Genomic DNA, 25,953 nt, shown 5'->3' on the forward strand with positions numbered 1-25,953 from the left:
TCGGGGATGAACAGAGGCCGCCGGTTTCGGCGGCCTTTGTCGTTTTCAGGCCCCGGTGGGGCTGATGTCGACCGATCCCAGCGCCGCGGTCGCCGGAACGGGATCGAACACCGACCGCCCTTCCAGCGAGAGCCGTTGCAGCGGACAGTCCGCAGGCACCGCGACGATCTGCCCGCCGAGGATCGTCGCGGCGCGCGCGACCGGGGTGATGTCGACCCGGGATGGTCGTCCGACGCACGCGATCGACCAGGCCAGCTGGCCGGCGGCCAGCCGGTCGGAGTCGACGAGCATCGTATCGAGGCGATATCGACCCGGCCGCAGCGCGAGCATCTGTTCGGCGAGGACGACGTCGCGGTTGCCGTCGAGCGACACAGCGAGGACATGGTCGCGACCGTCGGCGGCTGGTGCGATATGGGCCGCCCCGCCGTCGCGATCGAAGAAGCGCCAGTTGAACGGCGGCGGCGCGGGGCTGCCGGCGAAACCGCCGTCGCGGATCAGCAGGTTCGGATCGGCCAGCGGCCCGCCGACCAGTTGCCGCCAATAGGCGAGGACCATCGCCGGATCGTCCCAGGACACCGGGCTGGCGAAATAGCCTGCGATCTCGTCGATGGTCGGCGGCGCCCCGAGGCGGGCCATCCGCCGGAACAGCCCGAATATCGGTTCGCGGCTGCCAGGCTGCTGGCTGGCGACGATCAGGAAGGTCCCGCGCCAGTCGGGGTTGCGGGCCAGCGTTCGCGCCATCGGCGCGACCGCGTCCGGCCGCAGCGCGATGCCGGCGAGCTTCGGCAGGACGTCGGTCCAGATCGCGCCGTTCTGCCGCAATAGGAGATCGGCTTCGGCGATCGCGCCGGCGGCGTCGCCCGCCTGGCGATATTGTTCGAACAGCCAGAGATGCGACGGCAGGTCGCGCAGCGACAGGTGCGCGGCGAGATCGAGCCAGGGCCGCGCTGCCTGCGCGTCCCCGTGCCGCGCGGCTGCCACCAGCCCGAGATTGCGCAGCGCGCCGACCTCGATCGGCGATCGCGCGAGCGCCGCACGTGCGATCGCCTCGACGCGCGCGGCATCGGCCTCGCTGCGGGCGACGGTCATCAGGCTGTCGTCATGGCGGGCGAGCGCATGGGCGTGGCCGGGGGCGATCCGCCAGGCGAGGTCGGGCCGGCGATCGGCCAGCATATCGGCGACACCCGACCGAAACAGCGTCGCGACGACCAGTGCGGCGAGCGCGATCATGCCCAGCCGCACCGCGCGGTTCCCGCTGGGGATCGTCAGCCCGCCGGGGTGTGGATCAGTCCGACCCTTTGCCACGCTTGCGGCCATAGTCGTAATCATAGCCGTACCCATAGCCATAACCATAGCCGGCGACCCGGATGTCGAACTTGGTCAGGATCGCGCCGACGATATGGGCGCGGACGTCGGCCAGCCGGCGCAGTGCGATCCGTGCGGCGCGGGTGCGGGTTTCGCTGGCGGCGATCACGAACACCGTCGCCTCGACATGCGCCGCCATCAGCGGCGCGTCGGCAAGGCCGACGACCGGCGGCCCGTCGATCACGACATGATCGACCCGTTCGAGAAGTCTTGCGATCAACTGCTCGAGCCGCGGGCCCGCTAGCAATTCGGCCGGGTTGGGCGGCAGCGGACCCGAGGTGATGATCTCGAGATTGTCGATATCGCCGGTCTGCACGATCGTGGCGGGATCGCCGCCGCCGGCCAGCAGATCGCTGAGACCGCGCAGGTTGGGCAGGCTGACCACACGGTGGACCGACGGGTTGCGCAGGTCGCCGTCGATCAGCACGACCTTGCGGCCGAGGCTCGCGAAATTGCGCGCGATCGCGATCGCGGTGGTCGACTTGCCCTCCGCCGGGCGGCCGCTGGTGACCAGCAGCGCCCGCGGCGCGCCGTTGCGCGTCGAGAAGCGCAGCGCGGTCTGCACCGACAGATAGGCCTCCGACAGCACCGACTTGCCGTCGTAGAGCATCGCATAGGTGTCGCTGCCCGCCGGCATCCGCGGGACGTTGCCGAGCAGCGGTATCGCCAGCTTGCGCTCAAGGTCGTCGGGGGCGATGATCGATTCGTCGAGCTGTTCGAGAACGAAAGCGATCCCTGCGCCGACCAGCAGGCCGGCGAGCAGCCCGATCATCAGGTTCAGCATGGGCTTCGGCGTGAACGGCCCGCCGGGCACCAGCGCGGGATCGACGACCGAGATATTGTTGGTGCCGATGCCGCCGGAGATGCCGACCTCCTTGTAGCGCTGGAGGAGGCCTTCATAGAGGGTGCGGTTGGTGTCGGCGTCACGCTGGAAGATGTTGTACTGGATGGTGCGGCGGCGCAGGTCGACGACGTCGTCCTTCAGCCGGTCGACCTTCGTCTGCAGTTCGCCCTCGCGCTTGCGGGCGACGACATAGTCGTTCTTGATCGACCCCAGCACATTGGCCTGGCCCGAATTGATCTGGCGATCGAGTTCGCCGATCTGCTGGCGGAGTGCCACCATCGTCGGATAATCGGGTTTGAACTGCTGGAGCAGCTTCGAATATTGCGCGGAAAGTTCGGCCCGCGCGCTGCGCAGCGACGTGCTGGTCACATCCTGCATGGCCTGTGGCGAGGGGCCGTTCGCGGCTTGCGACGTCGCGGTGTAGCGTGCCTCGGCGGCGATCCGATCGGCGGTCGCGGTGGCCAGCGCGGCATTGAGCGCGCTCAGATCGGCAGTGGTCAGCGACTGGCCGGCGGCCTCGCCATTATTGCCGTTCCGCGAACCCGGCGCGTCGAGATTGATGATCCGCTGCTTGCCGGCATAGTCGACCAGCGCACGTTCGGATTCCTCGAGATGGGCACGGACCTGGGTCAGCCGGTCCTCGAGGAATTTGCGGGCATAGGCCGAGGCGGCGAAGCGTCGCGACAGGTTCGAGGTGATGAAACTTTCGGCGAGCGCGTTGACGACGTCGGCCGACAATTTCGGATCGGGGCTCGCGAAGCTGACCTCGACCAGGCTCGATGCGCGCACCGGAGCGATCGTCAGATAAGCGAGCAGGGTGCCTGCGGCGCTCCGTTCGAGCTGCTCGCGGCGGGCGGGGGTGAGCGGCAGCGTCTCCTGTGGCGGGGTGCCGCCGCCGTAGCCGTAGAGAAAGGTCGGATTCTCGGCGAGGCGGAGCCGCTTGACCACCATCGTCGCGAGCGAGCGGCTTTTCAGCAGCCCATATTGGGTCTGGTAGAATTCCTGGTTGAGCGCGGCCGAGCGCGGCTCGACGGTTTCGGTGCCCAGCACGCGCGCCGATTCGCGCGCGATCTCAAGCGTGGTGCCGGCACGATAGAGCCGCTTGGTCATCAGCGTCGTGGCGATACCGCCGGCCAGGCCGATCGCGATGCAGGCCAGGATGATCCAGCGACGGCGGATGACGATCTGCACATAGGTCGTAAGCGGGCTGTCGCCATCGGGCGCAGGATGATGCAGCGGCGCCATCGGGTCGTGCGGCTGGGCGGGGGGCGACGGTTCGGCCATGGCCGGGATTTCAGCGTTCATCGCCGGAACACCTGGTAGAAGACGCCGACGAGCGGGGTTACCTGGATCAGGTCGCGCAACAGCCGCTTGCCGCCATTGTCGCCGACGACGACGATGTCGTTGCCATAGATTTCGGGGTCGGCCGCACGGCCGGCGCGTATGTCGCGAAGGCTGAACAGCGCCGCCATCTTCTTGTTCGCGACCGTCCGGAACACGACGATGTCGTTCAGCCGGGCGAATTCGCTCGCACCGCCTGAAATGGCGATCGCCTGCATCAGGGTGCTGCCGCCGGGGATCGGATATTTGCCGGGATTCTTCACCGACCCGTCGACCGTCACCTGCTGGCTGGCGGCTTCGACCAGGTCGACGCTGACCTGCGGGTCGCGGATATAGCGTTTTTCCAGCGCGGCGGCGATCTGGCGGGCGAGTTCGCCGGTGGTCAGGCCTGCGGCGGAAATCGTGCCGATCAGCGGCATGCTGAACCCGCCGGCCGAATCGATCTGGGCGGCGCGGGCGAGTTCGGGAACGCCGAACACCGACACCTCGACCTTGTCGAACGGACCGATTCGATATTCGGACTGGGTGGCGAGCAGGTCCTGCAGCCCGGGCGCGGGCAACTGGCTCGCGACCGTCACCGCGCTCGCGCGGCGCGGATCGAGGCCGCTATTCCCGGCGCAGCCCGGCAGCGCCGTCGCGACCGCCAGCAATATCAGAAGACGCGTCCGAATCTCACCCTCCCCAGGAGCCTGACACCGTCCCGGCAAAGGGCGGCTGGCCGAGGCTTCATTCTATAGGGCTGGCGTCCGGCCTTTGAAAAGCCTCGCTGCGATCCACCTTGGCGCCGGGCGATGCGGCGGCGGCGAGAAAGGCACAGCCGATCGCGAAGAGCACCGATATCGCCGTGGTCCGCAGCGGATAATCGACCAGCGAATGCAGCAGGCACAGCGCGCAGAGCAGCGCGGCCAGTTGCCCGTGCCGGGCCGTGGCCCCGGTCCCGCGCCATGCGGTCCGGGCACGGCGGAACCACCATATGAGGAAGGCGGCGATCACGGCGACGCCCGGAAGCCCGGCGTCGATCGCGATCTCGGCATAGTCGTTGTGCGCATGGTTGAGATAGGCGAAGCGCAGCATGTCGAGCGTTTCATAGGATCGGAACAGCGGGTCGAACGTCCCGCCCCCCGAGCCGAACGGCCATTGATCGGCGATCATCCGGCCATAGAGCGGCAGCAGCAACAGCCTTTCCTCCTGCGCGGCGCCGATCGGCAGCCGCCCGGCCAGCCGCAAGCCGACGAGGACGGCGCCGGCCGCCAGCCCGCAGCCGGCGAGCACCCATGGCCCGCGATGGCGGCGTTGATCGGGCAGGCAGAGGAAGGCACCGCCGGCCAGGGCGATCGCGATCAGCGCATAGCCGGCCCGCGATCCGGCGGCGATCCCGCCGGCGACGAGAAGCGCCGTTGCCGCTATCCATGGCGCCCAAGCTCCTCGCCGCCGTCCCGGTCGGCGCAGCGCCTCACCGAACTGTCCGAGCGCGATCGCGCAGCCGATCGCGAGCAACAGGCCCTGATGGTTGGCGTTGGCGAACAGGCCGACCCCGGCATCGCGGTTGGTGACGTCGTAGAGATAGAAGCGGCCCGACATCTGGGCGAGCCCGAGCAGCGCGGACGCGATTGCGATGACCAGGATCAGCCGGAGCAGGCGCGACCGGCCGGCGCCGTCGAGCCGGCCGGCGAGCAGGAAGGCGGAAAAGGCGGGGACGAGTGCGAGCAGCCCGGCCATCGTGCGGTCCGGCGCCAGGCTGATCGGGCGCCATGGCGTCTGGCCGAGCAGCCGATCGACCGCGACGATGCGCTCGCGCGCCGGAAGCGCGGTCCATATCGACCAGGGCAGGGGGATCAGCTGGGCGATCGGCAGCGCGAACAGGATGATCCAGAGGATCATCGCCATGCGATCGTAGCGCAGCGTTCCGTCAGGTGCGGTCCAGACCAGCCAGACCAGCGCGATCAGCCCGATCGCGGCCGGCACGAGCGGCGCTGCGACGTCGCCGCGCGAGGCGCCGCCGAACAGCATCGCCGACGCGGTCAGCGTCGCCGCGGCGGCGAATATCGCCCCGCCGGGCGGGATGGCGAGCCTTGGGCGCATGCTGCGGAACCTCGCTGGATTGCGCATGCGCTCTACCGATCGGGGGTCGTGGTGCCAAGTCGCGCGGTTTGGCCGTTGCACGGCGCGTTCGCGTCCGCTTATGCCGCCAGAAGCGGTCCGGCGATCGGGCCGGGCTCATCGGGGAGCGCGAAGGTGCAGCGCAGGCGTCGCATATTGGTGCTGCTGACCGACGCTTATGGCGGCCATGGCGGCATCGCCGCCTATAACCGGGAAATGCTGGCGGCGCTCGCCGAAGACCCGACCGTCGAAGAGATCGTGGCGGTGCCGCGGCTCGCGCGGCTGCCGATCGAGGGCCTGCCGCCGAAGATCGATTTCGATGTCCGCGGGCTCGCCGGACCGGCGGCCTATGTGCGCACCTGCCTGCGCCACGCGATCGCGGGCGGCCGGTTCGATCTCATCTATTGCGCGCACATCAACCTCGCGCCGCTCGCATGGCTGGTGGCGCGACTGACGCGCAGGCCCTGGCTGCTCGGGTTGCACGGGGTCGAAGCCTGGACGCCGGGTGGCCGGGCGGCGGTCGGTTTCGCGGCGAGACGGGCCGACCGGGTGCTGGCGGTGAGCCGGCTGACGATCGACCGCTTCCTCGGCTGGGCGCGGGTCGATCCCGCGCGATGCCGGGTGGTGCCGAACGCGATCGATCTCAACGCCTTCGCGCCCGGCCCACGCAACCCCGCGCTTGCGCGCCGTTTCGGCGTCGAGGGGCGGCGGGTGATCCTGACCCTGGGGCGGCTGGCGCCGTCCGAGCGCTACAAGGGCTTCGACCAGATATTGCAGGCGATGCCCGCGCTCGCGGCGCGGCATCCCGACCTGGTCTATATGATCGCCGGTGACGGCGACGACATGGCCCGGCTGCGCGCCAAAGCGCAGCAGCTCGGTGTCGCCGACCGGGTCATGTTCACCGGGATGGTCGCCGAGGGCGAGAAGGCCGACCTCTACCGGCTGGCCGACGTCTATGCGATGCCGAGCCGCGGCGAGGGTTTCGGCATCGTCCTGCTCGAGGCGATGGCCTCGGGCGTGCCGGTGATCGCAAGCAGCCTCGACGGCGGGCGCGAGGCGGTTCGCGACGGCGCCCTGGGGCAGATCGTCGATCCCGACGATCCCATGGCCTTGCAGGCGGCGATCGAGACCGCGCTGGCGACGCCGAAGGCGGTGCCGGATGGACTCGAATTTTTCGCGGTGGACCGGTTCAAGACGCGGATTCGGGCGGCGACGGCCGAAGGCTGGACGCACTTGGCGTCGCGATGAGTGCCGATCATCGGGAACGCAACGGTCGATCGGATGAGCTCAAGGCCGTCGCGATCATCGGTGTCGTCTGCATTCATGCCGAATTGCCATATGCCGATATTTTTCGATTTGGCGTGCCCCTGTTCATAGGCATCTGGGCATTTCACTACGAACTTGGTCTGCGGCAGCGGACCGATGGCTGGCGCTATGCAAGGATGCGTTCTCTTCGCCTCTTGCCGCCTTATCTATTCTGGACCGCCATCTATATAGGTTTGAATCTGCCCGCCGATCGATGGGCGTCGACGCCCATTCATACATTTTTGGGCGGCTGGTTGGGCGGCTATGGTTGGGCGGGGCAGTATTTTTTCATCATCCTGTTCCAATTGATCTGGGTTTTGCCGGTGGCGCGGCGTTGGGTAACGGGATCGGCGTTCGTTCCGATCGTCATCCTGGGGCTCTTGTTCAACATATTCGCCGATTATGTGATTTTCGAAAATTCCATCATGGCCCGACTGGGCGATCGGCCGTTCATCTATTGGCTTCCCTATATGGCGATCGGCATCGCATTGGCGCGCGGCTTTGCCGTCAAATCCTGGCTATTGTTTCTCGCGCCCGCTCTTTTGGCCGCGCCCTGGGAAATGGCGCATCTGATCGAAGCGAATGGATCGGGATCGCCTTATCTGCTGGCGAGCGTCACGCTTGGAGCGGCGTGGTTGCTTGCATCGGCCGGTCCTCGCCAGGCGCTGCGTGCTCCCAGGAAATCCTGGGCCGCCGACGGCATGCGTTATGTCGGACGCAACAGCATGCCGATTTTCCTGAGCAATCCGCTGTTTCTTCAACTGCTTGGAAGGCTCGAGATTGCCGTCGGTTCGGTGCCGGAACATCATCTCGTCAGCGTGGCGACCGTGGCCGGAGCAGTTGGCGGTGGTCTCTTATTGAATGCCGCATTTCGACGGCTCGGTTTGGGTATGTTGGTCGGCGGATAATACCAGGTCTCGGTGCGCCTGACTCACCGAGACCTGGTATCAGCCCGTGCGGCGCTCGAGCAAATCGATCGAAGATGCGTCAGCATCTTCGAGATCGCGTATAAGAGAGTCGCAGCCCTAATCGTCGCGTATCAGGCTCGGATCGCGCGCGGCGCAGACATAGTCTGCGCGGACATGGGCGACCCGTTCGCCGAACTGGTTGCTGTATCGCCGGGTGAAGCCATGATGGGCAAGGCCCTGCTCGATGATGTCGAGATCGCCTTCACCGGGATGGAGTTCGGCGGCCAGCACGTCGATATGCGGCAGCAGCGCATCGGCGGCGAACAGCGCGAATTCACCGCCCTCGATATCCATCTTGCAGAAATCGATATGATCGATCCGGGCCTGCCGCATCGCCTCGCCGATCGAGATGACTCCCGGGGCATCGTCCGGGCCGCAAAAGGCGACGTGGCGATGGACCGTCGCCGGATCGATGCCGTTGGCGGTGAGAAGACCGAGAGCCACCGGTGGATAATAGGTGACGGGATCGATCGCGATCACCGTGGCGGCGCCGAGCGTCTTCGCCGCGATCGGCGCGAAGAAGCCGCGATTGGCGCCGAGATCGAGCACCGTGCGCGCGGCCGGCGTGCGCATGAAGTGGCGCAGATAGACGTCATGGCCGTACATTTCGCGCAGCGCGCCGAAGGCCGACGTCGGTTCGTGGGCGCGGGTCTGTCGATTGATCTCGGCGAGCGGGAAGGTGAAGCGCGTACCGCGGTAGCGGATCGAGACCGTGTGTTCGACGCCCGAATCGGCCGCGGTGAGCTTGCGGGTCCGCAGGATCGACGGAAGGTTGCGCAGGATCGCGCCCGCGAAGGCGCATCGCGTCGACAGATCGAAGACGCCGTTCAATCCCTTGGCTTCATAGGCGAGTCGAGCGAACAAGCGCGTCATCCGGATGGGGTGGATGTCGAGACCGTATCGGTGGTCGGCGAACCCGGCAAGCCGGACGGCGCGAAGCGGCGGCGCAACCGCGCGAGCAGCGGCCGCTCGATGAAGCGCCAGGCGACGAGGCCGGCGCCGACGCCGGCCAGGGTCATCGCCGTCATGGCGATGACCCGCCACGCCGGATCCATCAGCCCGAACCGGACCAGCAGCCGCACCAGCGCGCGCTGCGCCGGCTCGTGCCACAGATAGATCGAATAGGATGCCTCGCCGAGCAGGGTGATCGCACGGCTGCGGACGGCACAGCCGGCGGCCCCCAGCACAAGGGCGGTCGATGCGGCGCCATAAGCGAGGGTCAGCACCCGCATCGGGCGGTCCGGCGCCGGCGTGCCGTCGAAATTCCAGGCGATATCCAGCGCTGCTACGGCGGCGAAGGCCATGATTCCGCCGGCGAGGATCACCGGCGCGGGCCAGCGATGCTTCCGGGCCAGAAAGGCGGCGATGCCCAGCGCGAACAACAGATTATAGGGCGACAGCACCAACCCGGCGAGCGGCGGCGACGCGAGGAAACCGCCCGCAAACAGCGCGAGCACCAGCAGCGCCCAGCCGGCGATCAAAGCGAGGCCCAGGCGCCGCGAGACGAAGACGGCCAGGAAGACGAGGTAGAACAGCATCTCGTGCGATAGCGTCCACAGCGCCGGGGGCGAATAGGCGAAACGATAGGGGACCAGGGTCAGCGACACGATGACCTGGTCGGCCGACTGCGGCAGGCCGCCAATCGCCTTGGCGGCGATCGTGACCAGCACGACCAGCACGACAGGCGGATAGATGCGCAAGAGTCGCTTGCGCAGATAGCGCCACGCAGGACGCAGCCCGGCCGGATCGGCGAGATGGACATGGCAGATGATGAAGCCGCTCAGCACGAAGAAAATCTCGACCCCGGCATGGCCGAAGACGAAGATCTGTTCCCATGCCGCCACGCCGCGGACATAGCCGGTCTGCGCGAAGGCGGCGGCGGCATGGTAGAGCACGACGAGCATCGCCGCGACTGCACGCAATTGCTGCAGCCCGTCGAGGCGGGCGCGTTCGCCATGCGGCGGCGTCACTTGCGCAGCATCGCGAGCATGTCCGCGGTGTAGATGCCCTCCTTGGTCGAGGCGAGTTCGACCAGCAGCCGGAACTTGATCGTCAGCCGGATCGCCTGCCAGAGCAGGAAGCGTATCGCGCTCACCAGCCCATGCGGGCGCGGGCCGCATTCGCGGAAGGCGAAGGTCGAGAAACCGGTCAGGCGACCGATCTGGCGGATGCTGGAGGGGGTGAAGGCGAGCTGATGGGTGATGTCCCAATAGCGCGTCATCGCGCCGAACGGCGAGGTCGCGTTGGGCGTCATCGCGATCAGGCAGCCCGAGGGGCGCAGGATGCGCGCGACCTCTTCGAGAACGCGGCCGAGCATGTCGCGATCGAGATGTTCGAGGATGTTGAGCGCGGTCACCCGATCGATGCTGGCGGTCGCGATCGCGGCAAGGCCGGTCAGCAGGTCGGCATCGACGAACCGGGCCTCGGGCACCTGCCGGCGGGCAAAGCCGTTCTCGCCGGCGCTGAGGTTGATTCCGGTGGCGCCGGCGGCGCCGCGGCGAAGCGCAAGCCGGCAGGTCTCGCCGAGGCCCGAGCCGAGGTCGACGACCTGCTCGCCGGCCTGCGGCGCCCATGGGCCGAGCAGCCGTTCGACGCCGTCGACCCCGCGATCGAAGGCGCGCGGGTCGATCGCCACCGTGGCGCCCGAGGTCGTTTCGAAATAATCGCGGACGACGCGATCGTGGACGGTCGCCGGTTCATCGGTCATGCCCGGTCATCCTCCTGATGCTGCGTTCGAACTGCGCGCTCTGCTCGGCCCATGTGAAGAAGCGCGACCCGACGGACGGCACGCCGTCGGGATCGGCCGGGGCGGCGGCGATCGTGCCGAGTAGCGCCGCGAGTTCGGCGGCCGTCTCCGGAAGATGCAAGCGCGCGCCACAGCGCCGGGCAAGTGCGATCGATTCGGGATGCTCGCCGCCGAACGCGATCACCGGCCGGTTGCAGGCGAAATATTCGAGCAGCTTGTGGTGGAAATTTTCGTCGAGCGTCAGCGACACCGTCGCGCTGCTGGCGCGGCAGCAACGCGCCATTTCGGCCGCATCGACATAGCCAGGCGTCGCGATCCGTATCGCATCGCCCTGCGCCGCCGCCGAGGTACGCAGCGCCTCACCATCATGGCCGAGATAGAGCAGGTCGAACGCGGCTGCAGGGCTATGGCGATTATGATCGGCGACGCCCTGCAGGAAGGCGGCAAGACGATCGCGTCCATAGAGGCTGCCGGCCAGGACGAGACGACGCAGCGGCGGCGGGAGCGGTGGCCCGGCTTCGCCGAAGAAGGCGTCGTCGACCCCGCTGTAGATCACCTCGGGATCGGCGCCGAGCCAGCGCCGCACGATGTCGACCCGGCCCTGGGCGTTGCAGTGGAGGCCGGCAAAGCCCTGAAGCCGCCAGCCGACGATCCGGCGGAGCGGCGTGGGCAGGTAGAGACGGGCATCATCCTTGATGTCGGCGATCCAGGGGGTGTCGAAATGCCGGGCCAGGCGCTGCGCAAGCAGCAGATTTTCGAGATTGCCGAAGGTCGCCCAGATTGCGTCGGGGCGGAAGCCGAGCCCGCCGATCGTCGCCGCCGCCCGCCGCGCCCACGGCCCGCGATGGCCGCCCGCGCGCAGGATCGCCGCGGCCGTCCGCAATCGGCCGATCGCCGACGATCGCGATGCAGGCGGTGCATCGAGGCCACCGGTGGGAAGCAGAAACGGCCGGCTCCAGTCGTGACGCGCCAGTGCCGCAGCGGGATCGGCGATCTCGTCGGTCGCGTCGCGGGCGGGGCACAGATAGGTGGTGCGGTGGCCCAGTGCGGCCAGCCCCCGCGCGAACTGCCAGGCGCGCACCGCCGAGACATGGGCGATGCCGGGATGCGACCCGTTGATCAGCAGCAGGTTCATGGCGCGTCCGCCCCGGCCGCCGCCTTCATCGCCGCGATCGGCGCGACGAAATGCGCCTTCCACATCTCGCAGATGAAGGGCTGCCAGACGGTCCAGGCAAGCCCGGTCTCGCCCGCCTCGATCCGATCGAGCGCGTTGAGCCACCAGCGCGAATCCCAGATCGGATCGTGGCGGAAGGCCTCCGACGACAGCGTGTCGCGGACCAGCGCGAGGAACGGCTTCGATTCGAACCATAGTTCCTGCGGCGGCCGGAAACCCTGTTTGTTCCAGCGGGTCGAGATGCTCATGGGCAGGAAATCGGCCAACGCCTCGCGGATCAGCCGCTTGGTCTGGACCCCGCCCATCAGCAGTTCGGGCGGCAGCGAGAAGGCGAATTCGGCGAGGCGGTGATCGCAGAAGGGCAGCCGGACCTCGCGCGAGGCCGCCATCGAATTGCGGTCGCCATAGCGCAGCAGGGTGGTCAGTCCGCGGTTGAAGCTGTCCTCGATCAGCGCGTCGCGCAGCGGATCGCCACTCGGTCCATCGCGCCGTTCGCGCCGTGCGGCGAAGCGCGTGGCGAGACCGGCACGGATGCCGAACAGCGCGTCGCCGCCGCGATGGGTCGCGCGGGCGAGCCGATGCCGGATCGCCACCGGCAGCCGTTCCTTCCAGCGCGACCCGGGTCGGGTCAGCGCCATCGGATAGCGGGCGCGGATCGCCGGCAACTCCTCGGCGAGCCGGGCATGATCGCCGCGCCGCTCGAGGCTTTGGACGTAGAAGCCGAAATATTGCTCGTAGCCGCCGAGCAGTTCGTCGGCGCCCTGGCCGTCGAGCAGGACCGTGATGCCATGGTCGCGCGCCAGCGCGAACACGCACCATTGGGCGAACTGGCTCGACGAGCCGACCGGCAGCTCGTTGTGCCAGATGAACGCGGGCAGGTCGGCGATGAAGCGGTCGACGGTGGGCTCGACGACATGGGCGGTCGTGTCGCTCATCGCGATCGCGTCGCGCGCATAGTCCCATTCGTCGGCCGGGGTGCCGGGGAAGCGGCCGGTGAAGCTGTGATAGGGTATGTCGGGGCCGAGCAGGTGGCGCGCGGCGCCGACGATCGCGCTCGAATCGAGGCCGCCCGACAGGCAGGATCCGACGGGCACGTCGGAGCGCATGCGGATCCGCACCGAGTCGACGAAGAGGTCGCGAAACTCGGCCATTGCGTCGCGCGGATCGGCGAAGCTGCGCTCGGCGCCGAAAGTCGGCCGGTAATAGGACCAGATCGTCGACCGGCCGCTGGCCAGGTCGAGCCGCAGCGCCTCGCCGGGCAGCAACTGGCGGATATCGTCGAAGAGGGTGGCGCGGTCGCAATCGGCGCCGGTGCCGGGCTGCAGCGCCTCGGCGACGAGGCGTGCCGGATCATGCGCGAGGCCGATTTCGGGAAAGGCGAACAGGCTCTTATATTCGGACGCGAACGCGAAATGGTCCGGTCCCTCGGCGAACAGGAACGGTTTTTCGCCATAGCGGTCGCGCGCGCAGAACATCGTGCCGTGGCGGCGGTCGAGCAGCGCGAAGGCGAACATGCCGTTGAGCCGGTCGAGGACGCGATCGCCCCACAGCCGATAACCCTCGACGATCACCTCGCTGTCGCTGTCCGAGCGGAAGCTGGCGCCCGCCGCGCGCAGTTCGTGGCGGAGTTCGACATAATTGTAGATCTCGCCATTATAGACGAGGACCAGATCGCCGGCGGCATCCGCCATCGGCTGCGCGCCCTTGTCGGACAGGTCGATGATCGACAGCCGGCGATGGCCGAGCCAGACATTGCGTTCGGGCGACAGCCAGCCGCCTTCGGCGTCGGGCCCGCGATGCGCAATCAGGCCGAGCGCGCGGCGGTTGACGCCCGGGCGGTCGGCGCGTGGCCCGACGAAGCCGGCGATCCCGCACATTTCAGCGCACCGCTTTCGGGCGCGGCACCGCGAAACCGATCAGCAGAGCGGTTGCGGCCCAGCCGGCGAGCTGGACGAGCGCCAGAGTGCCGCCGTCGAGATCGGCGCCGAACCAGAAGGTTCCGCCGATCTGGATCGCGAACAGCGGGATATAGACCGCGAGCTGGGTCCACAGCCGGCCGTCGGCGACCAGATATTGCTGATGGGCGGTGCAATAGACGGTGAAGATCAACGGCAGCAGGAACAGCAGGAAGATGGCGCGGCGATCGGCGAAGCTCGGGCCGTAGAGCGACAGCAGCGGGCCAGCGAGCAGCCCGGCGGCGAGGCACAGGCCGATCGCCAGTGCCAGCGACACCACCAGGTTATATTTCATAAGCCGTGCCGCGCCGGTCGCGTCGTCCTGCGCGAGCGCCCGGCCGAGCGCGGGCAGCAGCGCGGTGGCGAGTGCGGTGGTGACCATCAGGATCGGCGAGCGCCACTGTACGGCGGTGTTGAGCACGGCGAGATCGCGCAGCGCCGCGGGTTGGCGCGCGAGATAATAATTGCCGATCCACGCCGAATAGCCGAGCCCGAGCGAGAGCAGCCCGCTGGGCAGCGAGAAACGCAGCAATATCGGCAGCTGGTGCCAGGCCCGGCGAAGGCCGAGCCCTTGTTTCAATGCACGGCCGATCGGCCAAGCGGGAATCGCGACCGCGGCGGTGCGGATCAGGCTGCCAAGCAGGAGCGCGGCCAGCATGCCGTCGAGGCCCTGGCGCATTGCCGCGGCGGCGCCGACCAGCGCGAGGGTTGCGAGCGCCGAGATCGACCGTGCGAGCGACAATGTCCGGAAACGATCGCTGGCCTGGAGGATCGCATCATAGACCCCGGCCTTGACGGTCAGCAGCAGCAGACCGGTGCCGAGCAGCGCGGCAAGGCGATAGCCATCGGCGGCGAACAGCCAGGCGGAGAGCCGGCCGGGTGCGGCGAGCGCGACCAGCACGAACAGCGCAAGCGTGGCGGTCGTCAGCATCTCGGCGAGCAGCAGCACGGCGCCGGCTTCGCGCCGGTCGCGCAGGCGGGAGAGGTGGACGATGATCGCATAAGGCAATTGCAGGCTGACGATCGGGGTCAGCAAGCCGATCGTGCTGAACAGCAGGGCATAGCGGCCATAATCGTCGATGCCGATCGCGCGCGCGATCGCGATCGTCTGAACGAGGGCGGCGGCGCGCTCGACCAGCGAGGCCGACAGCACCCAGCCGGCTCCGCGGATCCATGTTGCGATCGCGGATCCGGGCGAACGCAACTCGCCGATCAGCCGCGACGCGGATAGCCGAAGATTTGCTATGGTCCGCCTCGCACCCATTGCCCTCTGCCCAGGCGCCGACATCCGCCAGATCGAGGCAGAGTGCAAGCGCCGGTCATGCCAGCCGCGCGGCGATCTCCGCGGCGCGGCTGGCGAGGCTATAGGCGGGCACACAGCGGGCGAAGGCGCGTTCGATCATCGCCGCGCGCAGATCGGCGCGCGGCAGGTAGAAAGCGATCTTGTCGACGAGTTCGGCGGGAGTCGAGAAACCGTCGATCTCGGCCGGCATGTCGAACAGGCCGCGCACCTCGTCATTGTCGATATGGAGCATGAAGCCGCGGCAGGCCGGTATCTCGAAGGTCCGGGTCGAGACCCGGTCCTGCCAGGCTGAATGATCGGCGGCGCCGTGGTGGACCGCGATGTTGATCCGGCTGCGTTCGATCACCCGTGCGAAATGATCGCCGATCAGCTCATGGCCCAGTATCGCGCGTTCGAGTGGAGTGCCGCGCGCGAGGTCGCGCCAGCCATTGCCGACGACGATCATCGACCGGTCGGGAAAGGCGCGCGCGACCTCCACCAGCCAGGCGAGCTTCGATGGCGAGGCATTGCCGATGAACGAGAGGTCCCAGCGATAGTCGGCATCGCCGCGGATCAGCCCGCGCGGGCGGTGGACCTGCTGGACATAGCCATGATGGATGAAGGCGACCCGATCGGTGCCGAGGCGCTGCCGCAGGTGATCGAGCTGGAAACTCTTGGTCGTGGCGATCAGGTCATAGGCATCGAGCGTCGCCTCGTCGAAACCGCGATGGCGGAAGTGGACGTCGGGGTAGAAATTGACGCGGAACACGCCCTTGCGCCCGAGTGTGCGGAGCGTCTCCGCGGCCAGATAATTGCCCTTCACCGTCAGCAGGCAGGCCGGATCGAGCCGGTCGGCGGCCGTGAGGACCGCGGCGTTGAACGCCCGCGCCGCGGTCGGCGCCAGCAGACGCGCGGCGATCCGCATCGGGACGGTGCCGCGCTTCAATATATGATCGGCCAGTTCGACCTCGCCGACGTCCCAGCCGAGATCGCGAAAGCCGGCCGCGAGCCCGAAGCCGGTCGAGCCGGTCCAATATTCACCGGCCGCGAGCATGCTGCGCGGATCGCTCATCGGCCGGTCACCCGCTGCACGGCGCGTTCGAGCCCGGCGATGCTGCTGCGCACGTCCTGTTCGTCGAAGATGGCCAGCGAGCGGCGGCCCATCTCCTCGCGCCGGTCGGTGGCCCCCGCCAGCGCGTCGATCGCGCGGGCAAGGCCGTCGATGTCGCCGCAGCGATAGCCGATCGCATTATCGCCCTCGCGCGCGACGTCGCTCGGTCCCATGCAGCCGACCCGGTCGCTCAGGACCATCGGCAGGCCGATGCATGCCGCCTCCGAGCAGGCCAAAGGATGCGGGTCGGCCTCGGACGGATGGACCAGCATGTCGGCGGCGGCATAGACGGCGGGCAGGGCGTCGACATTGACGAAACCGGGGAAATGGGCGGCGATCCCGCGGTCGCGTGCGGCCTGTCGCAGCGGTTCGAGCAGTTCGCCATGGCCGGCGAACAGCGCGTGGACCGTCCGGCCGGGCAGCCGGGCGATCGCCTCGATCAGGTCGTGCGGACGCTTGCGGGGCGACAACTTGCCGACGAACAGCGCGACCACCGCATCGGAGGCGATGCCGTGCGCCGCCCGCGTCGTCGCGCGCAGCGCGGCACGATCGGCGCGCGCCGTGCGATAGGCGTCTTCGTCGATGGTGAAGGGGCAGCGAAAGATGCGGGCGGGATCGACGCCGTAGCTGCGATAATAGGCATCGTTGCGGTCGCCGACCGAGAGCGCGGCGGCGAACCGCCCGAGCACCGCCGGGACGATCGCGCCTTTGACGGCGTTCCGCCAGCCGCTGCGATGGCTGAGCCGCTCGCTGTCGCTGACGATCAGCGCGGGCACGCGGCGCCGTAGGCACCAGCCGAGCGCGCGCAGCGCGTTGATCTGCGCATAGCCATAGACCAGCACCGCATCGGGCCGGAAGGCGGCCAGTGCCTGGCCGAGTTTCGGGCTGTTGGGCCGCCAGAACGAACTGTGCGGATCGGCCCCCTCCGACAGGAATTGGTGCGGATAGCCACCCAGCATGTCCATCCGCCACGCGATCTGCGACTGCATCTCGGCGTCGAAATAGGGCGAGACGCCCATCCGCGATCCGAACAGCACCCGGATATCGATCGTCGGCGTCGCCGCCAAGGCGCGATAGAAGGCGACGAAATGCTGGATCGGATGGGTGGCGACGATCGCCAGCCGCGGACTCTGGCCGGTGGTCATCGGCCGGCGGCCCCCGCGCGGGACAGGACGACGACCGGGCCCTGCCGGTCGACGAGCCGAAACAGTCCGCTGCCGGTCAGTTCGGCGACGAGATCCCGCCACGGCCCGAAGCCGACCGCGTCATGTGTCTCCATGACGATGATCCGCGCGCGCGCCAGGGCATCGCGATCCTGCCGCCATATCTGCCATTCGACCCCCTCGATGTCGCAGACCAGGCTGAAATCGCGTAAGCCATGCCGTTCGACCAGGTCGGACATGGTATAAGCGCGAACCTCGATCCGCTCGAGCGCGGTCGGTCCGGCATCGTCGATCCGCCCGCTGGCCGAGGTTTCGCCCGGGGCGAAGGCGATGGTCGGCGCACCGTCATAGGCGACTGCGGCGGACTCGATCACGACATCGTCCGTGCACCGGTTGAGCTCGAGGTTGCGGCGCAATACCGGCACCAGCCGAGGATCGGCTTCGACGGTGACCAGCCTTCGCCCCGCCGCGAGCCGCCGCCGGATCGCGCAGCTGACGATGCCGAGGCTGCCACCGAGTTCGAGCACATCGCCGTCGATGGGCAGATGGCGCTGGACGAAGCGCCATTCGGCCGATTCATAGGCGCGCATCAGCAGGGCGGCCTTGATCTCCGGGCGGACCAGCGGGTCGCTGGTGTCGATGACGAGTCCGCGATGCGGAATGCGGTCGCCGGTGAAGCGCGCGGCGAGCCGGCCGACCGCCGCGCTGATGAGGATCGGCGCCGCGATCCGCTTGAGCAGGCCCGGCAGCGTCATCGCGTCATCGCCATAAGCAGCCGGAGCATGTCGCCACGCGCCGGGCTGTCTGCGACATGGCGCGCCGCCATCGATCGCGCGCCTTGCCGCAACATGCCGATCCGGTCGGCTGGCAGGGCGGCGACATGGTCGATGGCGTGAGCGAAGCCGGCCGGATCCGCCGACGGCAGATCATAGCCGGCGTGGTGCGCGGCCAGATCGCGCCACGGCGTCCGGTCGCCGATCAGCACCGGGGTGCCGGTGGCGAGGCTTTCGAAGATGGCATGGCCGAAATTCTCGCTGCGGGACGGCAGGAACAGCAGGTCGTGTCCGGCGAGCGCGTCGACGATGTCGGCATGGGCGATCGGGCCGGCATGGACGACCTCGACGTGCGGCGGCAGCGCCCGGATCGCCGCTTCGCAGCTCTGCCAATAGCCCGCGTCGCTGACCGGGCCATAGATGGTGTAGCGGACCGGGTGGCGCACGAGCGCGAGCGCCGCGAGCGCGACGTCGAGCCCCTTCACCGGCGAGATGCGGCCGACAAAGGCGAGGCGCAGCGGAGCGCCATAGGGACGGGCGACCGCCGCCGGCAGCGGCGGCAGCGGGCGGATATTGGCGATCGTCTCGACCGGCCGGCCGGGCAGGGCGGCGGCGATATCGGCACGCTCGGCCTCGCCGGTCGCATGGAGAGTGACGCCGCGCAGCAGCCCCGCCAGGCGCGCGACGCGGCGATAGATCTGCTTGCGCATGCCCTTCAACGCCAGCGCGCCGCCCGCGAACTCGCCGCGTGGGGCGAGCAGGGTCGGCCGCGGCGGGATCGCGCCGGTGCGGGCGAGGACGAGTGCGGGGATGGTGAACTCCTTGTCGAAGAAGCCGTTCATCATCCGCATCGCATGCGGGGTGTCGCGCAGCAACCTGCCGAGCCCGTGCGCGCCGCCGATCCCGACCGGCAGATAGCAGGCGCGCAGTGGGCCGAGATCGTGCCAGCGCCCGCTTTCGGCCAGTGGCCCGGTCGCGCCGAACGGCCGGTCGCGTGCGACGACGCGGAAATCGAAATGGTCGGCCAGGCTCTCGCACAGCAGCCGGAAGCTGACATTCGGTCCCGCCGCGTCATGGCCGGGCCAATAGGCGCCGAGCAGCGCCAGGATCGTCGGGCGATCGTCGCTCATCCCTGCGGGGTGACCGGCAGGATATGGTCGATGCCGTGACGTTCGGCGAGATAGCGCGCGAAGGCGGCTTCGCCGTGCTTCGCAAGATAGGCCTCGGCTTCGTCGATCTTCGCGTCGATCAGCATGAAGAACCAGAAGCCGTGCATGAAATGGAACAGAAAACCCTGTCGCCCGTCGAGGAAGCCGAGCCGGAAGACATAGCGATAGAGGAAATAGAGCAGGCTGCGCAGGTAGAGCGGGGCGCTGCCGAACATATGGTCGCGCAGCCAGCGCTTGAGCCGCCGTCGGGTGCCGGCGGGGCTCGGTTCGGTCGGCAACAGCCGGATGCGGCGGCCGACGAAATCGATCATGTGGCGTGTCGCATAGCGGCTATGCTTGTCGATCCAGCCGCCGATTTCGGCGAGATTTTCGTCGACGAGATCGCCGCGGCCGAACAGCAGTTCGCGGCCGCGGGTCAGGCGGACATGTTCGTCCATCCAGCGCTGTTCGATCCGGCCGGCGCCGGTGCGCCACAGCCGCAGCAGCACGACCGGATAATAGGCCCCGTGGCGGATCCAGCGGCCGCGGAAGATCATCTTGCGGCGGAAGGCGATGCCGGCGACGTCGGCATCGATCCCGGCGATCCGTTCGGCGATCTCGGCGAGGGCGGCGGGCTCGAAATATTCGTCGGCATCGACCCGCATCGTCCAGTCGCTGTCGATCGCGATCGTGTCGATTGCCCACTGATACTGGTCGGCTTGGGTGACGAAGGCGCGCTGGTAGACCTCGGCGCCGCGCGCCCGGGCGAGGTCGACGGTTTCGTCGGTCGAGAAACTGTCGATTACGACGATCCGCGCGACCCATCCTTGCAGCCGATCGATACAGCGGGCGATGTGGAGCGCTTCGTTGCGGGTCAGGATGATCGCGGTGATCGAAAGGGGCGCGGCGGGCGGCATCGGATCAGTCCGGGATCGCCAGCAGGTTGGTGACGTCGTGGCCGGCGGGTGGCGGCGCCGCAAGGTCGCCGTCGCCGTCGTGCAGGCGGTAGCGTGCGCGTTCGAAGATCGCCATGGCTTCGGGGCGGGTGGCGTCGTTGACCTCGATATAGATGGTCGGGCGAATCCCGGCGAGCAGGCGGGGGGCGCCGCGCAGCACCATCAGTTCGGCGCCCTCGACGTCGATCTTGACGAAGGCCGGCGCCGCGAAATCGTCGAGCAGCGTGTCGAGGCGCAGCGTCGGGACCGTCATCACCTGCCGGCTGGTGCCATGCTGGCTGCTGACATCGCCGGCTTCCAGCCCGTTGCTGGCGCGGCCGCGGCCGGCAATGCGGAACCGCGCGGTGCCGTTGCGGTCGCTGATCGCACCGCACAGGACATGGATGTCGAGGTCGCGATTCTCGGGCAGCGCCGCGGTGTCGCGGAGCAGCCCGGCCAGGAACGGATCCGCTTCGACCGCGAGCACCGTCGCGCCGCTGCGGTGAGCGGCGGGCAGCGCGAACGCGCCGACATTGGCGCCGATGTCCCAGACCGGTTTGCCGGGCTGCAGCAGATGGTCGGCGAGCGCGAGCAGTCCGGGCTCGAAAGCCTCTTCGCCGGGACGCAGCCAGCGCAGCGCGGCATCGGGCGAGGCGATGATCGGCCGCCGGCCGAACCGCGCAGGCAGCCGTCGCCGCAGGCGCCGATCGCGCGCGAACAGCTCGGCCATCCGCCGCAGGCTCATTCGTCGATTCCGGCGATCGTCAGGGTGACGGCGCTGACCGCAATGAGATCGTCGAGTGCGATCGGCGCGGGCCGGCGATCGCGGGCGGCGGCGAGAAAGGCGCGGACCAGGCCGGCCTGCCCCTTGTCCTGCACGCTCGCCTTGATTGTGCGACTCTTGCCGTTTCGGGTGATGGTCAGCCGCCGGAAATCGTCGAGCTGGATCACCATGTTCGGGGCAAAGAGCTCGAGCCGCTCCTTGGGCACCGCCGTATCGCCCTGCGAGCTGTAGAGGATCGATCCGGTCGATCCGTCGGCGAAGCGGATGATCGCCGAGACGCTGTCGCCGATGCCGCGTGGGCCCACCACCTCGGCCGAGACCGGCGGTGCGCCGATCAGGAAGCTCAGCGCATCGACGAAATGGCAGACCTCGCCCGCGATCCGGCCGCCGCCTTGCGCACCGTGCAGCCAGCTGTCGTGCGGGATATGGCCGGCGTTGATCCGGTAATGCGCCATGACCGGCCCGCCGCGGTCGGCGATCGCGGCGCGCGCGGCGACCATCATCGGTGCGAAGCGGCGGTTGAAGCCGACGGTGAGGATGGTCCCCGCCGCCCAGGCGCTGTCGGCGACGGCGGCGAGGTCGGCATGGGTCAGCGCGAGCGGCTTTTCGACGAAGACGTGTTTGCCGGCCGCGAGCGCGGCGATGGCGAGCGCGGCATGGCTGTCGTGGCGGGTGGCGACGAAGATGCAATCGGTGCCGGGGTCGGCGAACAGCGCGGCCGGATCGGTCCCCGCCTGCGCGAAGCCGAAGCGTTCGGCGGCCCCCCGCGCCGACAGGCCGGTCGACGTCACCACGGTGGTGAAGCCGGTTTCGCCCGCCGCCTTCAGCGCAGGCATCAGCACCCCGCGCGCATAATTGCCGAAGCCGATGAAGCCGATACCGCGGGCAGGGGTGGGGGCAGGGCGGACCGCGATGGTGCGTGCGATCGGTTCGGATGGCTCGGCATAGGTCAGCAGGATCGCCAGATAGGGTTCGCTGCCCTCCATCAGTCGATAGGCGGCCTCGGCCTCGGCGATCGGGAAACGGTGGGTGACCAGCCGCTCGGGGGTGATCCGGCCGTCGGCGACCAGTTCGAGGAAGGCCTGCATATTGCGCTGTTCGGTCCAGCGGACATAGGCCAGCGGATAGTCATGGCCCTCCTGCTCATAGGCCGGATCGTAGCGACCGGGCCCGTAGGACATCGACAGCCGCAGGTCGAGCTCGCGCCGGTAGAAGGGGTCGCGGTCGATCTGCATGCCGACCATGCCGACCACCACGACCCGGCCCTTCATCCGGCAGAGTTCGGCGGCGAGGTTGATCGGATCGGACGATTTCGACGAGGCGGTGACGATCACCGCGTCGACGCCGACGCCGGCGGTAAAGTCCTGTGCGGCCTCCGCCATGCCGGTGGCCACGGCGCGGTCCGCCCCCATCTCGATCGCGAGCGCGGCGCGGGCGGGATCGGGATCATAGCCGATCACCTTGCAGCCATTGGCGCGCAGCAATTGCACGGTAAGCTGGCCGATAAGCCCGAGCCCGATCACTGCGATCCGCTCGCCCAGCGTCGGCTGGGCGATGCGGACGCCCTGCAAGGCGATCGCGCCGAGCGTCACGAAACTGGCCTGCTCGTCGCTGACCCCGTCGGGAATGCGCACCGTCAGATTCTTCGGGACCGCATTATAATCGGCATGGTTGGCGATGCCGGCCCCGGCGCAGGCGACGCGGTCGCCCGCGACATGGCCACCGGCGTCGGCGCCTGCCTCGACCACCGCCCCCGCCAGGCTGTAACCGAGCGGGATCGGCGTATCGAGGCGGGCGAAGACCTTGCGCGCGGTGGCGACCAGCCCTTCGGTCCGGGCCTTGGCGATCGTCTTGCGGACGAGGTCGGGGCGCGCCATCGCCTTGCCCGCGAGCGACGCGCGGGCAAGGTCGACGATCTGCTTCTCGGTTCCCGCGCTGATCAGCGAAACCCGGCTGGCGACCAGAACATGGCCATGTGCGGCGCGCGGCGCCGGCGCCTCCACCACCCGGAGCGCACCGGTGCGATAATTCTGCTCGACCTGCTTCACGCGGTGCTCATGTCGTTGGAGGCAAAGGGCTGGATGACGACGACATTGTCCCTGAACCCGGACGGCAGTGTCAACCGAAGCCGGCGGGTGGCGATCTCGACCCCCATGTCGGGCCACCAGACCGCCTCCTCGATCGCGATCGGGCAGGTCGCGGCGATGTGCAGCCGCGCGTCGCCATTGGCGATGATCACGCCATCGCCATCGCATCGAACGGTGCAGCCGGGATGGAGCAGCAGGCCGATCGATGCCGCGTAGGGGCGATCGCCGACCAGCCGGTCGACGATATGGAGGCGGCCGGGTTCGGCCTCGAACCGGCGGATCGCAATCGGCCGGCCGGCCAGGTGGCGGAAGCCGTCATGGCGTCCCTCGAGCAGGAAGCCGGTGTCGTTCGCGATCCAGCGCAGCACATCGACGCGCGGGCGGCGGCCGCAGCGGAACGCACCGAAGAAATCGGCCTGGTCGATGCCTTCGACCGCGAGGCTGTTGTGACTCGCGGTCGCGCGCGATGCGGTACGTTTCGGCCCGGCGACATATTCGAACACGCCCTGGTCGACGATCATCCGCCGGCCGCCGACCGACAGTTCGAAGCTGCCGACATCGCCATGGGCATGCGCGGGCAGGTCGTCTGGACCGATCGCGCCCATGTCGGCGATCAGCGTCCAGGCATCGTCGCGCAGGCCGAAATAGCCCGCGGTCCGATAGGCGAAAAGCGGCGAGGGCACAGGCGGTGCCCGGCCCGAAACGCTTTCCCAGGCCGCAGCGCAGGCGGCCGGAGAATAGGCCATGGTCAGACCGGCATCGTTGAACAGGGCCGGGCCGGCGTCGGGATGGGCGAGGTCGACCGCGACCTGCAGCATCGCTTCGATCGTCGTATCGATCCGGCCGCCGAGCGGATCGGTGCGCAGCGCGTGACGCATTTCGATCAGGTCGGCGAGCACCTGCGCATGATAGGAGGGCGATCGTTCGGCATGCATGCCATCGTCGAGGATCTGGCGGCGCAGTTCGCGGTCGAGCAGCCGCACCGCTTTCGCACCCCAGCGCCGGGCGGTCGGCCCTGCGAAGAAGGCGGAAGCCCACAGCAGCGCCTTGATGTTCTTGATCAGGTGATTGCCGCCGAGATCGCGTTCGAGATTGGTTTCGAGGAACAGCAGCTGCCCGGCGAGGCTGTCGATCGCCTCGCGTGCCGGCCGCGGTGCGAGCGCGGCGCCGTGGCGGGCCAGCCATTGCATCCAGGCGACGGCGCGGATCGAGAGCGCATAGCCATTCCAGCTGTCGTGCCAATAGCCGCGGGCGAAGGGCGGGTTGGCGGCGATCCATTGCCCGATCAGCGCAAGCCCGTCGGCGGGGCCGAGTTCCTCCAGATATTCCATATAATGGAGGTTCATCCGCCAGAGCTGGTCGTCCGGGCCGTGCCAGTCGATCGCGGCATCCATCGCCCGGGCCCGATGGAGGAAGTGGAACGTCCAGCCCGCCGCGGTCGGGTCGATCATCCCCGATCGCGGGGCGAACAGTGGCAAGGGCGGGGCGCTCGCCATCTGCAGATCGGGAAAGGGCGGACGGACGATGCCGGGCTGCCGCCGCTGGTTGAGCCGCCGGATTAGCGCCAGCCGGGCGCGGGCGAGCAGTTTCGCGACGGGCATATGCCGCGCAAAGGCGATCTGGCGAGCGAGATTGCGCATCAGGATCGCGCGCCGACGGCGGTTTCGAGGAGCGCCGCATAGTCGCGAGCCAGCCTCGTGCGATCGAAATGCGCCTCGACATATGCCCGCCCGCTCTTCCCATAAGCGGCAGCGGCGGCCCGGTTGTCGGCCAGGGCGGTTATCGCGGCGGCGAGCTCGGCGGCGGATTCGGGGGTGATCGCGATGCCGGCTCCGGCGGCCTCGAGCAGCGCCTGCGCCTCGCCCTCGACCCCCAGGACGATCGGGCAGCGCATCGCCATCGCCTCGAACATCTTCGACGGCAGCACCCCGCGGAAGGTGTCCAGCCGGCGGAGCAGCACCAGGCTGGCGTCGGTCGCGCCCCAGATCGCCGGCATCGTCGCCTTGGGCTGCTGATCGAGCATCACGACATTGGCGAGCCCGCGCCGGTCGCGTTCGGCCAGGAGCCGCGCGCGTTCGGCACCGCCGCCGACCAGCAGCAGGGCGATGTCATGGCGGTCGGCGAGCCGTTCGGCGGCATCGAGCATGGTGTCGAGGCCATGCGCCATGCCATGGGTGCCGACATAGGCGGCGACGAACTTGCCTTCGAGACCGTGCGCGATACGGAAAGCGCGCGCGGCCCCGTCGTCGGCGGGATCGAACAGGCCGAGATCGACGCCATTCTTGATCACCGCGATCGGGCGGTCAGGGCGTCGGGCGCGGATATGGCCGACAAAGCCGTCGCTGACCGCGACGACGAGATCGGCGCGGGCATAAGCGAAAGCCTCGAGCCGTTCGAGCATGCGGATCGCGAGGCCCCGTCGCATCGCGCCGACCGCGACGATGCTCTCCGGCCAGAGATCGCGAATCTCGAGCACCCAGGGGCGATGGCGGCGGCGCAGCAGCAGCCCTGCCAGCCCGCAGAAGAATTGCGGCGAGGTCGATATCACCACATCGGCGCGCGGCAGCCGTCCCATCCAGACCAGCACCGACAGCGCGAAACTGACATAGTTGGCGATCCGCGGCAGGAAACCCTCATTGGCGGCGAGCCAGGTCCACAGCCGGATCACCTCGACACCGTCGATCGTCTCGCGCTGGAAGAGCCGGTTGCGGTAGCCGGGATAGACCCGCCCCACCGGATGGTTCGGGGCGCAGGTCACCACCGTCACCCGGTGGCCGGCGGTCGCCCAGGCGCGGGCATGTTCGGAGATGCGCGAGGCGGGGGCATTCACCTCGGGCGGATAATAATGGCTGAGGACCAGGATGCGCATCGG

21 protein-coding genes are annotated in these 25,953 nt (G+C 68.7%); 2 read left to right on the forward strand and 19 right to left on the reverse strand.

Translation table 11 applies throughout. From position 1 onward, the window contains the following. Positions 1 to 45: 45 nt before the first annotated feature. From AC1RM6_RS05070 to AC1RM6_RS05085, 4 genes are all read right to left on the reverse strand, one after another. Positions 46 to 1,242, reverse strand: coding sequence for a tetratricopeptide repeat protein (locus tag AC1RM6_RS05070; protein ID WP_493098700.1), 1,197 nt, complete (start codon positions 1,240 to 1,242; stop codon positions 46 to 48). 43 nt (positions 1,243 to 1,285) lie between these two features. Continuing rightward, the gene (locus AC1RM6_RS05075) at positions 1,286 to 3,514 is read right to left on the reverse strand and encodes a GumC family protein (protein WP_493098702.1); all 2,229 of its coding nucleotides are present in this window, start codon (positions 3,512 to 3,514) and stop codon (positions 1,286 to 1,288) included. Then, the gene (locus AC1RM6_RS05080; protein WP_493098703.1) at positions 3,511 to 4,200 is read right to left on the reverse strand and encodes a polysaccharide biosynthesis/export family protein; all 690 of its coding nucleotides are present in this window, start codon (positions 4,198 to 4,200) and stop codon (positions 3,511 to 3,513) included. Before AC1RM6_RS05080 ends, AC1RM6_RS05075 begins: the two co-directional genes overlap by 4 nt. A gap of 76 nt (positions 4,201 to 4,276) precedes the next feature. Then, positions 4,277 to 5,632, reverse strand: a complete 1,356-nt coding sequence (locus AC1RM6_RS05085) for an O-antigen ligase family protein (protein ID WP_493098705.1) — start codon at positions 5,630 to 5,632, stop codon at positions 4,277 to 4,279. 153 nt (positions 5,633 to 5,785) lie between these two features. On the opposite strand from AC1RM6_RS05085, the gene AC1RM6_RS05090 reads away from it, so the two are divergent. Together AC1RM6_RS05090 and AC1RM6_RS05095 are read left to right on the forward strand one after the other, a co-directional pair. Beyond that, entirely contained in the window at positions 5,786 to 6,898 is a 1,113-nt protein-coding gene (locus tag AC1RM6_RS05090; RefSeq protein WP_493098707.1) for a glycosyltransferase family 4 protein, read from the forward strand. Continuing rightward, positions 6,895 to 7,863, forward strand: coding sequence for an acyltransferase family protein (locus tag AC1RM6_RS05095; RefSeq protein WP_493098709.1), 969 nt, complete (start codon positions 6,895 to 6,897; stop codon positions 7,861 to 7,863). Before AC1RM6_RS05090 ends, AC1RM6_RS05095 begins: the two co-directional genes overlap by 4 nt. Before the next feature lie 117 nt (positions 7,864 to 7,980). On the opposite strand, the gene AC1RM6_RS05100 is transcribed toward AC1RM6_RS05095, so the two are convergent. Genes AC1RM6_RS05100 through AC1RM6_RS05170 form a run of 15 tightly spaced genes read right to left on the reverse strand, consistent with a single transcriptional unit; the run spans position 7,981 to position 25,950 of the window. Next, complete coding sequence (locus tag AC1RM6_RS05100; RefSeq protein ID WP_493098711.1) at positions 7,981 to 8,787, reverse strand: class I SAM-dependent methyltransferase; 807 nt, start codon at positions 8,785 to 8,787, stop codon at positions 7,981 to 7,983. A gap of 5 nt (positions 8,788 to 8,792) precedes the next feature. Then, complete coding sequence (locus AC1RM6_RS05105) at positions 8,793 to 9,893, reverse strand: acyltransferase family protein (protein ID WP_493098713.1); 1,101 nt, start codon at positions 9,891 to 9,893, stop codon at positions 8,793 to 8,795. Beyond that, complete coding sequence (locus AC1RM6_RS05110) at positions 9,890 to 10,630, reverse strand: class I SAM-dependent methyltransferase (RefSeq protein WP_493098715.1); 741 nt, start codon at positions 10,628 to 10,630, stop codon at positions 9,890 to 9,892. The genes AC1RM6_RS05105 and AC1RM6_RS05110 overlap by 4 nt, the downstream gene beginning before the upstream one ends. Next, entirely contained in the window at positions 10,620 to 11,804 is a 1,185-nt protein-coding gene (locus AC1RM6_RS05115) for a glycosyltransferase (RefSeq protein ID WP_493098716.1), read from the reverse strand. The genes AC1RM6_RS05110 and AC1RM6_RS05115 overlap by 11 nt, the downstream gene beginning before the upstream one ends. Further along, positions 11,801 to 13,720 carry an asparagine synthase (glutamine-hydrolyzing) gene (asnB, locus tag AC1RM6_RS05120; protein ID WP_493098717.1) on the reverse strand — a complete coding sequence of 640 codons (1,920 nt, stop codon included), beginning with the start codon at positions 13,718 to 13,720 and terminating at the stop codon, positions 11,801 to 11,803. The genes AC1RM6_RS05115 and asnB overlap by 4 nt, the downstream gene beginning before the upstream one ends. 1 nt (position 13,721) lies before the next feature. Beyond that, positions 13,722 to 15,086, reverse strand: coding sequence for an oligosaccharide flippase family protein (locus AC1RM6_RS05125; protein ID WP_493098718.1), 1,365 nt, complete (start codon positions 15,084 to 15,086; stop codon positions 13,722 to 13,724). Between the two features lie 31 nt (positions 15,087 to 15,117). Then, the gene (locus AC1RM6_RS05130) at positions 15,118 to 16,152 is read right to left on the reverse strand and encodes a CgeB family protein (protein WP_493098719.1); all 1,035 of its coding nucleotides are present in this window, start codon (positions 16,150 to 16,152) and stop codon (positions 15,118 to 15,120) included. After that, the gene (locus AC1RM6_RS05135) at positions 16,149 to 17,336 is read right to left on the reverse strand and encodes a glycosyltransferase family 4 protein (RefSeq protein ID WP_493098721.1); all 1,188 of its coding nucleotides are present in this window, start codon (positions 17,334 to 17,336) and stop codon (positions 16,149 to 16,151) included. Before AC1RM6_RS05135 ends, AC1RM6_RS05130 begins: the two co-directional genes overlap by 4 nt. Beyond that, complete coding sequence (locus AC1RM6_RS05140; protein ID WP_493098723.1) at positions 17,333 to 18,109, reverse strand: FkbM family methyltransferase; 777 nt, start codon at positions 18,107 to 18,109, stop codon at positions 17,333 to 17,335. Before AC1RM6_RS05140 ends, AC1RM6_RS05135 begins: the two co-directional genes overlap by 4 nt. Then, on the reverse strand, positions 18,106 to 19,257 hold the full coding sequence (locus tag AC1RM6_RS05145) for a glycosyltransferase family 4 protein (protein ID WP_493098725.1): 1,152 nt from the start codon (positions 19,255 to 19,257) through the stop codon (positions 18,106 to 18,108). The genes AC1RM6_RS05140 and AC1RM6_RS05145 overlap by 4 nt, the downstream gene beginning before the upstream one ends. After that, positions 19,254 to 20,192, reverse strand: a complete 939-nt coding sequence (locus AC1RM6_RS05150; RefSeq protein WP_493098727.1) for a glycosyltransferase family 2 protein — start codon at positions 20,190 to 20,192, stop codon at positions 19,254 to 19,256. Before AC1RM6_RS05150 ends, AC1RM6_RS05145 begins: the two co-directional genes overlap by 4 nt. Positions 20,193 to 20,196: 4 nt before the next feature. After that, a complete protein-coding gene (locus AC1RM6_RS05155) occupies positions 20,197 to 20,955 on the reverse strand; it encodes an FkbM family methyltransferase (protein WP_493098729.1) in 759 nt (252 codons plus the stop codon). Then, positions 20,952 to 23,042, reverse strand: coding sequence for a bi-domain-containing oxidoreductase (locus AC1RM6_RS05160; RefSeq protein WP_493098731.1), 2,091 nt, complete (start codon positions 23,040 to 23,042; stop codon positions 20,952 to 20,954). Before AC1RM6_RS05160 ends, AC1RM6_RS05155 begins: the two co-directional genes overlap by 4 nt. Next, the gene (locus AC1RM6_RS05165; RefSeq protein ID WP_493098733.1) at positions 23,039 to 24,721 is read right to left on the reverse strand and encodes a heparinase II/III domain-containing protein; all 1,683 of its coding nucleotides are present in this window, start codon (positions 24,719 to 24,721) and stop codon (positions 23,039 to 23,041) included. Before AC1RM6_RS05165 ends, AC1RM6_RS05160 begins: the two co-directional genes overlap by 4 nt. Continuing rightward, positions 24,721 to 25,950: a glycosyltransferase family 4 protein gene (locus AC1RM6_RS05170; protein ID WP_493098735.1), complete on the reverse strand. Its 1,230-nt coding sequence runs from the start codon at positions 25,948 to 25,950 to the stop codon at positions 24,721 to 24,723. Before AC1RM6_RS05170 ends, AC1RM6_RS05165 begins: the two co-directional genes overlap by 1 nt. Between the last annotated feature and the right edge of the window lie 3 nt (positions 25,951 to 25,953).

The sequence above is a fragment of the Rhizorhabdus sp. GW822-FHT03C02 genome, from assembly GCF_058801765.1.

Coding starts and splice junctions, on each gene's coding strand:
- AC1RM6_RS05075 (WP_493098702.1), bottom strand. CDS start 3,514: ATGAACGCTGAAATCCCGGCCATGGCCGAACCGTCGCCCCCCGCCCAG.
- AC1RM6_RS05085 (WP_493098705.1), bottom strand. CDS start 5,632: ATGCGCCCAAGGCTCGCCATCCCGCCCGGCGGGGCGATATTCGCCGCC.
- AC1RM6_RS05095 (WP_493098709.1), top strand. CDS start 6,895: ATGAGTGCCGATCATCGGGAACGCAACGGTCGATCGGATGAGCTCAAG.
- AC1RM6_RS05110 (WP_493098715.1), bottom strand. CDS start 10,630: ATGACCGATGAACCGGCGACCGTCCACGATCGCGTCGTCCGCGATTAT.
- AC1RM6_RS05115 (WP_493098716.1), bottom strand. CDS start 11,804: ATGAACCTGCTGCTGATCAACGGGTCGCATCCCGGCATCGCCCATGTC.
- asnB (WP_493098717.1), bottom strand. CDS start 13,720: ATGTGCGGGATCGCCGGCTTCGTCGGGCCACGCGCCGACCGCCCGGGC.
- AC1RM6_RS05125 (WP_493098718.1), bottom strand. CDS start 15,086: ATGTCGGCGCCTGGGCAGAGGGCAATGGGTGCGAGGCGGACCATAGCA.
- AC1RM6_RS05130 (WP_493098719.1), bottom strand. CDS start 16,152: ATGAGCGATCCGCGCAGCATGCTCGCGGCCGGTGAATATTGGACCGGC.
- AC1RM6_RS05135 (WP_493098721.1), bottom strand. CDS start 17,336: ATGACCACCGGCCAGAGTCCGCGGCTGGCGATCGTCGCCACCCATCCG.
- AC1RM6_RS05140 (WP_493098723.1), bottom strand. CDS start 18,109: ATGACGCTGCCGGGCCTGCTCAAGCGGATCGCGGCGCCGATCCTCATC.
- AC1RM6_RS05145 (WP_493098725.1), bottom strand. CDS start 19,257: ATGAGCGACGATCGCCCGACGATCCTGGCGCTGCTCGGCGCCTATTGG.
- AC1RM6_RS05150 (WP_493098727.1), bottom strand. CDS start 20,192: ATGCCGCCCGCCGCGCCCCTTTCGATCACCGCGATCATCCTGACCCGC.
- AC1RM6_RS05155 (WP_493098729.1), bottom strand. CDS start 20,955: ATGAGCCTGCGGCGGATGGCCGAGCTGTTCGCGCGCGATCGGCGCCTG.
- AC1RM6_RS05165 (WP_493098733.1), bottom strand. CDS start 24,721: ATGCGCAATCTCGCTCGCCAGATCGCCTTTGCGCGGCATATGCCCGTC.
- AC1RM6_RS05170 (WP_493098735.1), bottom strand. CDS start 25,950: ATGCGCATCCTGGTCCTCAGCCATTATTATCCGCCCGAGGTGAATGCC.